6 protein-coding genes and 1 pseudogene are annotated in these 7,336 nt (G+C 70.3%); all 7 read right to left on the bottom strand.

From position 1 onward, the window contains the following. A partial coding sequence (locus M529_RS29945; RefSeq protein ID WP_021316940.1) for an outer membrane protein occupies positions 1 to 681 on the bottom strand: 681 nt, incomplete at its 3' end. 181 nt (positions 682 to 862) lie between these two features. Then, positions 863 to 1,339, bottom strand: a complete 477-nt coding sequence (locus M529_RS29940) for a DUF2793 domain-containing protein (protein WP_236617650.1) — start codon at positions 1,337 to 1,339, stop codon at positions 863 to 865. 40 nt (positions 1,340 to 1,379) lie between these two features. Further along, complete coding sequence (locus M529_RS29935) at positions 1,380 to 3,584, bottom strand: phage tail protein (protein WP_031294533.1); 2,205 nt, start codon at positions 3,582 to 3,584, stop codon at positions 1,380 to 1,382. Positions 3,585 to 3,621: 37 nt separating this feature from the next. Next, entirely contained in the window at positions 3,622 to 4,038 is a 417-nt protein-coding gene (locus tag M529_RS29930; RefSeq protein ID WP_021316937.1) for a hypothetical protein, read from the bottom strand. Continuing rightward, complete coding sequence (locus M529_RS29925; RefSeq protein WP_021316936.1) at positions 4,035 to 4,850, bottom strand: DUF2163 domain-containing protein; 816 nt, start codon at positions 4,848 to 4,850, stop codon at positions 4,035 to 4,037. The genes M529_RS29930 and M529_RS29925 overlap by 4 nt, the downstream gene beginning before the upstream one ends. Then, on the bottom strand, positions 4,847 to 7,171 hold the full coding sequence (locus M529_RS29920) for a DUF2460 domain-containing protein (RefSeq protein WP_021316935.1): 2,325 nt from the start codon (positions 7,169 to 7,171) through the stop codon (positions 4,847 to 4,849). The genes M529_RS29925 and M529_RS29920 overlap by 4 nt, the downstream gene beginning before the upstream one ends. Further along, a pseudogene (locus M529_RS0124275) lies at positions 7,168 to 7,336 on the bottom strand (tail tape measure protein); the annotation flags it as partial. The gene M529_RS29920 and the pseudogene M529_RS0124275, both read right to left, overlap by 4 nt.

Below are 7,336 nucleotides of genomic sequence, written 5' to 3'. Positions count from 1 at the left end.
CGGGGGCGGCGGGGGCGGCGGCGGAGCCGGTTCCGCCGGCGAACCGAAGTTGTACGTCAGGCCCAGCAGGATGCTGTGCGTGCGCAGCTTGGTCTCGGCATTCGAACCCGCCTGGCCATAGACGCTCTGATAGGCCGGGATGAGCTTGATGTCGTCCTGGTTGAAGAAGCGATACTTCAGCGAGACGTCGACATTGCTCGAAACGGGGTAACGAACGCCCGCGATCGCCTGCCAGGCGAAGCCGGTGTCGGTGTCGTTGACGATGTCGCTGGCGAGCTTGCCGCGCGACACGCCGACGCCGCCGCCGACGAAGCCCTGCAGGCCATCATCGGGACCGAAGTCGAGCAGGCCGTTCAGCATGAACGACAGGGCCGAAGCCGCACCGCCAAAGCCACCACCGGTGCGGTCGAAATCGATCTTGGCGCGCTTGTAGGCCGCTTCGGCCTCCAGGCGGAAGCCACCGAAATCGTAACCGATGTTGCCGTCGAAATCATATCCCTTGTGGTAATCGATCGACGGGACGGCACGTCCGCCCGGGGGCACGGCGTCGAAGGTCAGATCCTGATCTTCGACGAGCAGGACGCCGGCATCCGCGCCGACATACCAGCTATTGTCACGCGCCAGAGCCGGTGTGGCCAGGGCGCTAGTCGCAAGCGCAGCCGCGAGGGCAAGCTTCCGCATATGGATTCCCCTTTCAAAAGTGTCACGAAGGACTGCTGAAACCCTGTATCCGCAAGAAAGTTTCATGGCAAGTCCACAATTGGAGAAAGCGTTGCAAAAATAGCGCAGTAGCGGCCCTTTGAGGGGATAATAAGGCTATTATTCCACGCATTTCACGAAAAAGACAAGGATATGACAGAATTCATTCAGCGATAAGGCCATGTTCGCGGAGCACCTCAAGAAGCGCGACAATCGCTGCTCGCGCCTCATCATCTACCGTGGTCCCACCCGCAGGATCAGCAATTGCTGCGCTCCTTTCACCGACAATCCTCTGCCCAGCAATATAAAGACCGTCTGAACGAAGCGCCTCGTCAATCCACTCCGCACCATCGAAGTTCATGCGATGCCCTCGGTCGACGACCATGATCGACAGTCCTTTTTTCGGCTCTACGAAGCGCCACCCGCCCTCGGTCCAGCATGCCAGCGCTCCTCCCCGGTCCGTCCACGCGCCACCCGGCGCCGCGGCAACGATCCAGCATTGGCCGAGCCCCGGCGTTCCCGGCGGCACGTTGAGATCCGCGCTCTCTGCGGTCCCATGGACCAGCAGGTCCAGCCGCATCAGCGCCTCGTTGTGGAACAGCTCCTTCTGCGCCTGCCCGGCATAGAGCAGCGGCAGCATCCATCGCGGCGTCGCATCCATGTTCGTCTCCCGATAGCCCCTAATTCTCGATCATGATTCGTCCGGCGCGTCCCGGTGCGAAGGTTCCCACCTGTCGCACCTCCAGGTTCAGCGACCCCACATGGCCCGCCGCGGCGTCCGCGCCGCGCATCCCGGCGTCGTAGATCCAGACCGGCTCCGCTGCTTCCGCGCGCCGCACCAGCACCGCCCCGTCCCACAGCTGCAGGTCGTAGCGTTCGCGCTCCTCGGCCAGCGGCATGTCCCCGCCGCTGCTCCAGCGCCCGCCGTCACGGCTGCGCCGTACCCAGCGGACCACCCATCCACCTGCCTCGGCCCGCGCGGTCAGATGGACCGGCGCTGGCGGAACCAGCGCTTCTCCACTCACCGTCAGCGCCGCCTCGGCCGCCGCGGCGTCGCCGATCCCTACCGCCATCAGGGTGAAGGATGCGCCCGGTTCCGCCGTTCCCCCCGCCAGGGCGAAGGGCTCGACCAGCCGATCCTCCTCGATCAACAGAAAGGGCTCGCCCGCCTCGTGCGCCGCCATCGCCCAGTCGGTGCCGAACAGCCCGCGGCGCAGCCCCGTCAGTCGAAAACTGCCCGGCCCCGTCTGCCCGGCGTCGGAAAACTGGATCAGCTCGCGTCCGACCAGGCACAGATTGCGCCCCTGGGCCAGCGCACCCTCGTCCGCGCCCGCCAACATCATGTCCTCCGCCAGCAGCGACACCAGCAGGGCATGACTTTCGTCGACCAGCGTCACGGAACCGGGCGGCAGCGCCTCGACAGCTTGTCCCATCGTCGCACGCGGCGCCGTCCGCCCGATCGGCGCAGCCTCGCTTCCCGCCCCGCTCAGGAACAGCGCGGCGCCGCGCCAGCCCGGGCCGCCGCTCGCCGCGGCGACGACAAGGGGCGTCCGTGCCGTTCCTTCCTTGATCTGCGGCACATCGGCCAGCATCAGCGCCGTGGCTCCGTGCGGCGCATCCTCCTGCCGCACCGGATGGCCCGATGATGCGCCAGGCGGCACGACGCCGCCAGCACCCGGCACGCGGCGCAGCGCCAGCCGGACCGCCATCGCTTCCCATTCGCGCTCCTCGATCCGCCACAGCCCGACTACCCCCTCGACCGTCACGGTCTGCCCTGGCCGCCAGGCCAGCGCTTCCCAGCCGCAGCGCAGCGTCATCGCATTCCGCCCGGCCCAGCGTGCGTCCAGACGCTCTCCCGCCATCTGCCGCGCCCGGTCGGCGGACAGCACGACCGGCAGTTCGACCCCGTCCTCCTCGCGCGCCGGACCTGGCCGCACTGCGCGCTGCACCCCGGCCTGATAATCGCGCGACGGATCATAGTGCCGCACGGAAAGCGCCGCCGGCACACCGTCCGCCGCCCCGGTCGATCGCTCCAGCGGCTCGACCCGCCGCCCGTTGGCCCGCGCGCACAGCGCACTCGCCGGCACCGCCGCCTCCGCCGCAGCGCCCGCGGGCCGCAGCCGCAATCCTTCCGCCTCGGCCGCCAGCGCCAGCCCATAAGCGTCCGCCAGCGGCGCGATCGCCTCGCCGATGCTGCGCCCGCCCGCCGCGAAACCGCTCAGCGTCGGCAGGTCCGCGCCGCCGATCCGTCCACCGCTCAGCGCCGAAGCGACATCGCCTATCGACACCTCTCCCTCGTCCGCCTCGACCTCGAAGGTCAGGGAGGGAATGCGGTTGCCATAATCGGCCAGCGCCAGATCCTCGAACAGGACATAGGCGATCCCCCGATGCGCGGTCGCGCCCTCTATTCCCTCCGCCGCCGCGATCAGCGGATCGACCGCCTGGTCCTCGTCTCCCGGATACAGCCGGAATGCGCCGACCTCGGTCTTGAAGTCGCCCGCCGCGCCGCGCAGCAGATTGCCGTCCGCCCAGATGCGGCCTACCGATCGCACCGCCCGGGCCGACAGGGCGACGGCAAAGCTCGCCGAATAGCTGTAGCTCGTCACGCTCGGCCGCCCCTTGCCGCCGCCGCTCCTGGTCTTCGTTTCTTTCAGATCGGTCGCCCAGATCACCGTCCCCGCCACCCGCATGGTGCCGAATATCTTCGGCACCTGCGTGCCATAGCTCGATGTCTGCAATTGCAGGTCGGTCAGGCGGCGCCCCTCCCGGCCCTCGGGCCTGAACAGCACCGCATGGTCGAAGGCGTTGCCGATCAGCCCGCCGACCGCCGCCCCCAGCGGCCCGCCCACCAGGGTTCCCACCGCGCTCAAAACCAATGTCGCCACGCCAGCCCTCCTTATCTTTCCGTCAGTTCCCGGCGGCTCACGCCGGTCCCTCGCCGGGACGCCACCATCCCAGCACGGGCCAGGGCGAACCCCCCGGCATCTCCACGACCCGCCCCAGTCCGGCATGGGCGTGGACGAAGCCGCCCGGCACGACGATCATCAGGTGCAGCTGCATCGGCCCCGGCCGCACCAGCGCCAGGTCGCCCGGCCCGGCGTCCTCCACCGGCCACAGCCCCGCCTCGCGCAGCCATTGCTCGACCGGCGCCGTCCGGCTCAACCGCAATCCGTAGCGTGTCGGCACGGCCCCGCCATGTCCCGCCCGCTCCAGCGCCACCGCCGCCAGTCCCACGCAGTCCAGCCCCGTCGCCGCGCTTCGCCCATGCAGCCGGAACCGCACGCCGACCAGCGCCCGCGCCGCCGCGACGACCGTCGCCGCCCGCTCCGCGCTGCTCATGCGCCGGGATAGCGGGTCAGCAGGTCCATCCCGGGCAGATAGGGCTCGCCGCGAAAGTTCGGCACATTGCCGAAGCGCCCGGCGCAGGTCTCCAGCTGGCCGTCGCATCCCTCGGTCAGCAGCGCCAGCGTTCCCGCCTCCACCGCGAAGGGCGGCGGATCGGCCAGGGTCAGGCCGTCGCCATCATTGTCCCGCACCGCCTGCACGATCCCGCCATTGGCCCCGCCCAGCCAGCGCAATGTGCCGAAGGCATAGGCCCCTGCCGCCAGCCCGGGCACCGTCACGACGCCATCCTCCACCGCTTCCACGGTCACGATCCGCCGCCGCGCCGCCATGTCCACCCGGCATTGCCGGTCCCCCAGCCTTGCCCGGCAGTCGGGCGAGGTGGACGGCGCCGCCGCCTCGCGCAGCAGCGCCGCCGCGCCGACCAGCTCGGCCGTGAAGGACGCCCCCCGGCGCGCCACCGCCCCGATCTCTCCCTGCGCCAGCAGCAGCCACAGCGCGCCCGGCGCTTCCCATTCGGTCAGCCGCACCTCCAGCGCCGCGCCGTCCCAGCGCCCCGCCATCAGGTCCGCCTCGCTGATCGCGTCCTCCACCAGCGCGCCCTCGACGTCCATGTCCTCGCCGTCGAAGCCGATCCCGCTACGCACGGCGGACGGCGTCATGCCCGGCGCCGCGCGATAGCGCAGCCCCTCCACCGCCAGGTCGCGGTCATGGCTGGTCAGCCCGATCGTCACCCCGTCCCGTCGCTCGATCCGCCAGCAGAAGGCGAGCGTGCAGAGAGGCTTGCCCAACATCTCCGCCGCGCTCATTCGCGGATCTCCACCAGCGGCACCGAAGGCGCCTCGCCCGCCGCAAAGGTCGCGCGGTTGATGTCCAGCCGGTCCTCGGCAAAGCGCACCGGCACGTCGAAGCGGAATCCGGCGGTCAGCACCGCGCCCTCCGTCGGCGCCTCGTCGAACGCGACGACGCCCAGCCCGGCATGATGCCATCCCCCGGTAAGTTCCACGCCGTCCACCGCCACCCGGATCGTCCCCGCCACCGGCCGCGTGATCCGCCGCGCCTGCGCCTCCTCGCCCGCGCCATAATGGCGCATCAGCTGGAACTCGGTGCTCACCCCGTCGCCCGTCCCCAACCGCTGGTCCAGCGGCCCCACCGGGTCGCCGCTGCGATCGTCATAGGGATCGGCGAAGCGGAACCCGCGCGCCATGCCGCGCCGCGCGCGGAAGAAGGCGATCAGCGCCGCAATGTCCGCCTCGGACCGCACCCCCGGCCCCGCGTCGAAGTTCAGACGCGCATCGGCCCAGTCGCTCGACCGCTGCTCATGGCCCGAAGGACTCTCGACCACCCGGGTCGAAAAGGCGGGCGCCACGCTCGCCTCCCGCCCGATCGCGATCGGAAACAGCACATCGTCAAAGGCCTGCATATCGTCCTCCCCGTCCAGCCGGAAGCAGGTGAAGCCGTCCCGGCACACCTGCGGCAGCGCCCAGATGAAGGTCGCCGCCGTTCCCCGCGCCACCGCCGCCTGCGCCGCCGCCGCGATCCGGCTCCATTGCCCCGCCGCCTGCTCGGGCAGCAGCACGAACCCGGAAAAATAATGCTGCTCCCCGGCCGGATAGCCCAGCCGCGCGGTCGCCAGCTCGACGCCCCGCGCCGTGCGGCTCGGCCGCCCCTCGGTCACCCAGTCATAATCCTCCAGCTGCAGCACATCGAAGGCCGGGGCCGCCCAGCCGACCGGCATGTTCGCCCGCTTCGCCTCCGGCGCCAGCGGATCGAGCACGGTCGGCAGATAGGCCAGCAGATGCGTCACCGCTCCGGGCGCGGCCGCCTTGACGGCCGCGCACAGGGCGGCCGTCGATGCCGCCAGCACCGCCCCCGCCTGATCCAGCAGCGCGCATTGCCCCGCGTCCAGCGCGCCCCGCACGTTGGGAATGGACACCGGATCGCCGCCGAAGGCCGCCCGTGCCGCCTCGTCATACAGGCAGATGCGCCCGTCTCCCGGCATCACCCACCACCATGGCTCGCCGACCTGGAACGACACCGGCATGTCCGCCGCCAGTGCCAGGCCGACAAAGGCCAGCGCCACCGCGCGCAGATAGGCCATCGCTCCAGCATGGGCCGGCGACAGCAGGGTGGAGGGCGGCGACCATCCCGTCAGCGCCGGGTCGCCATTGCCCGCCCGCTGCTTCCAGTCGTTCCAGCAATGCGCATCGAACAGCTCGTAGGACAGCGACCAGATGACGCCCATGCCCAGCGCCTTGGCCCGCCGCGCGAAATCCGCGTGCCACACCGCGCAGGGCGCGTTCAGCACCCCGCCCGCCAGGCTGACGTACAGCCCCTCGCCCGCCCGCTCGAGCCGAAAATAATGGCTCATGCCGACATAATGGTTGATCGCTCCGCGATAGCCGAGCGCATGGATCGCCTGCACGATCCGCTCGGGCGTCTGGTTGAAGCAATCGTCATAGCCCGTCGCCATCGACAGCCCATGTTCGGGCAGCAGCACGTCGCCGACCGCCAGCACCGATCCCGCCCCGTCGCAGCGAATCGCGCTCAGTTCCGCCCAGCCCTCGACGCCGGCGGCAAAGGGCGTGTCCCCCGCATCATAATCCGGCGCGACGAGCGACACGAACATCCGATCGACATCGCCCGCCCACACCGGATCGGCCTCGTCAGGCAGCAGATAGCCGCCCTGCACGTCGCCGAAATCGATGCGGACCTCGGCATCCTCCGGCGATCCCTCCGCATAGTTCCACAGCCGCACATACCAGGCGCGCGGAGTCCCCGCCGCGTCCCGCCCCTCGATCGTCAGCGTCGGTCCATGCGTCTCGTCCAGCCGCCGCAGGCCCCCGCTCCGCCAGCGAAAGGACAGCACGCACCGGCGAAAGTCCCGCGCCGTCTCATAGGCGAGCAGCGGATGGCTCCACTGGTCCTCCGCCTCCCAGATCAGCCCGGCGAGGTCGCCCGACCCATAGAAGACCGCATCCACCCGCAACGTGTCGGGCGCTGTGGTGACCACGCTCGCCATCATCGGCCGGGGGAAGTTGACGGTCCAGTGCGTCGGCGCAAAGCGCTTTATAAAGCGCGTCTCCTGCCCCCGTCTCCGGTCGGCGAGCCAATAGTCGATCCCGCTCATCCGTTCAGCGCTCCCCTCACCGCCCGCGCCACCTGTCGCGCGCTGCGCGCCAGCAGCCGGGCGTCGCCATTCTCGCCCCTGCCCTGCACCGCGATGCTCACCCGCACGTCCCGCGCCCCGCCAGGGTTCGCGACCACCTGCCCGCTCGCGGTGGGCACGAACAGC

The sequence above is a fragment of the Sphingobium ummariense RL-3 genome (assembly GCF_000447205.1).
GTDB lineage: Bacteria > Pseudomonadota > Alphaproteobacteria > Sphingomonadales > Sphingomonadaceae > Sphingobium > Sphingobium ummariense.
Note: the sequence above shows the minus strand (reverse complement) of the source record. Positions and strands in the feature narration are given on the sequence as shown.

Coding starts and splice junctions, on each gene's coding strand:
- M529_RS29940 (WP_236617650.1), bottom strand. CDS start 1,339: ATGCTGCCGCTGCTCTATGCCGGGCAGGCGCAGAAGGAGCTGTTCCAC.
- M529_RS29930 (WP_021316937.1), bottom strand. CDS start 4,038: ATGAGCAGCGCGGAGCGGGCGGCGACGGTCGTCGCGGCGGCGCGGGCG.
- M529_RS29925 (WP_021316936.1), bottom strand. CDS start 4,850: ATGAGCGCGGCGGAGATGTTGGGCAAGCCTCTCTGCACGCTCGCCTTC.
- M529_RS29920 (WP_021316935.1), bottom strand. CDS start 7,171: ATGAGCGGGATCGACTATTGGCTCGCCGACCGGAGACGGGGGCAGGAG.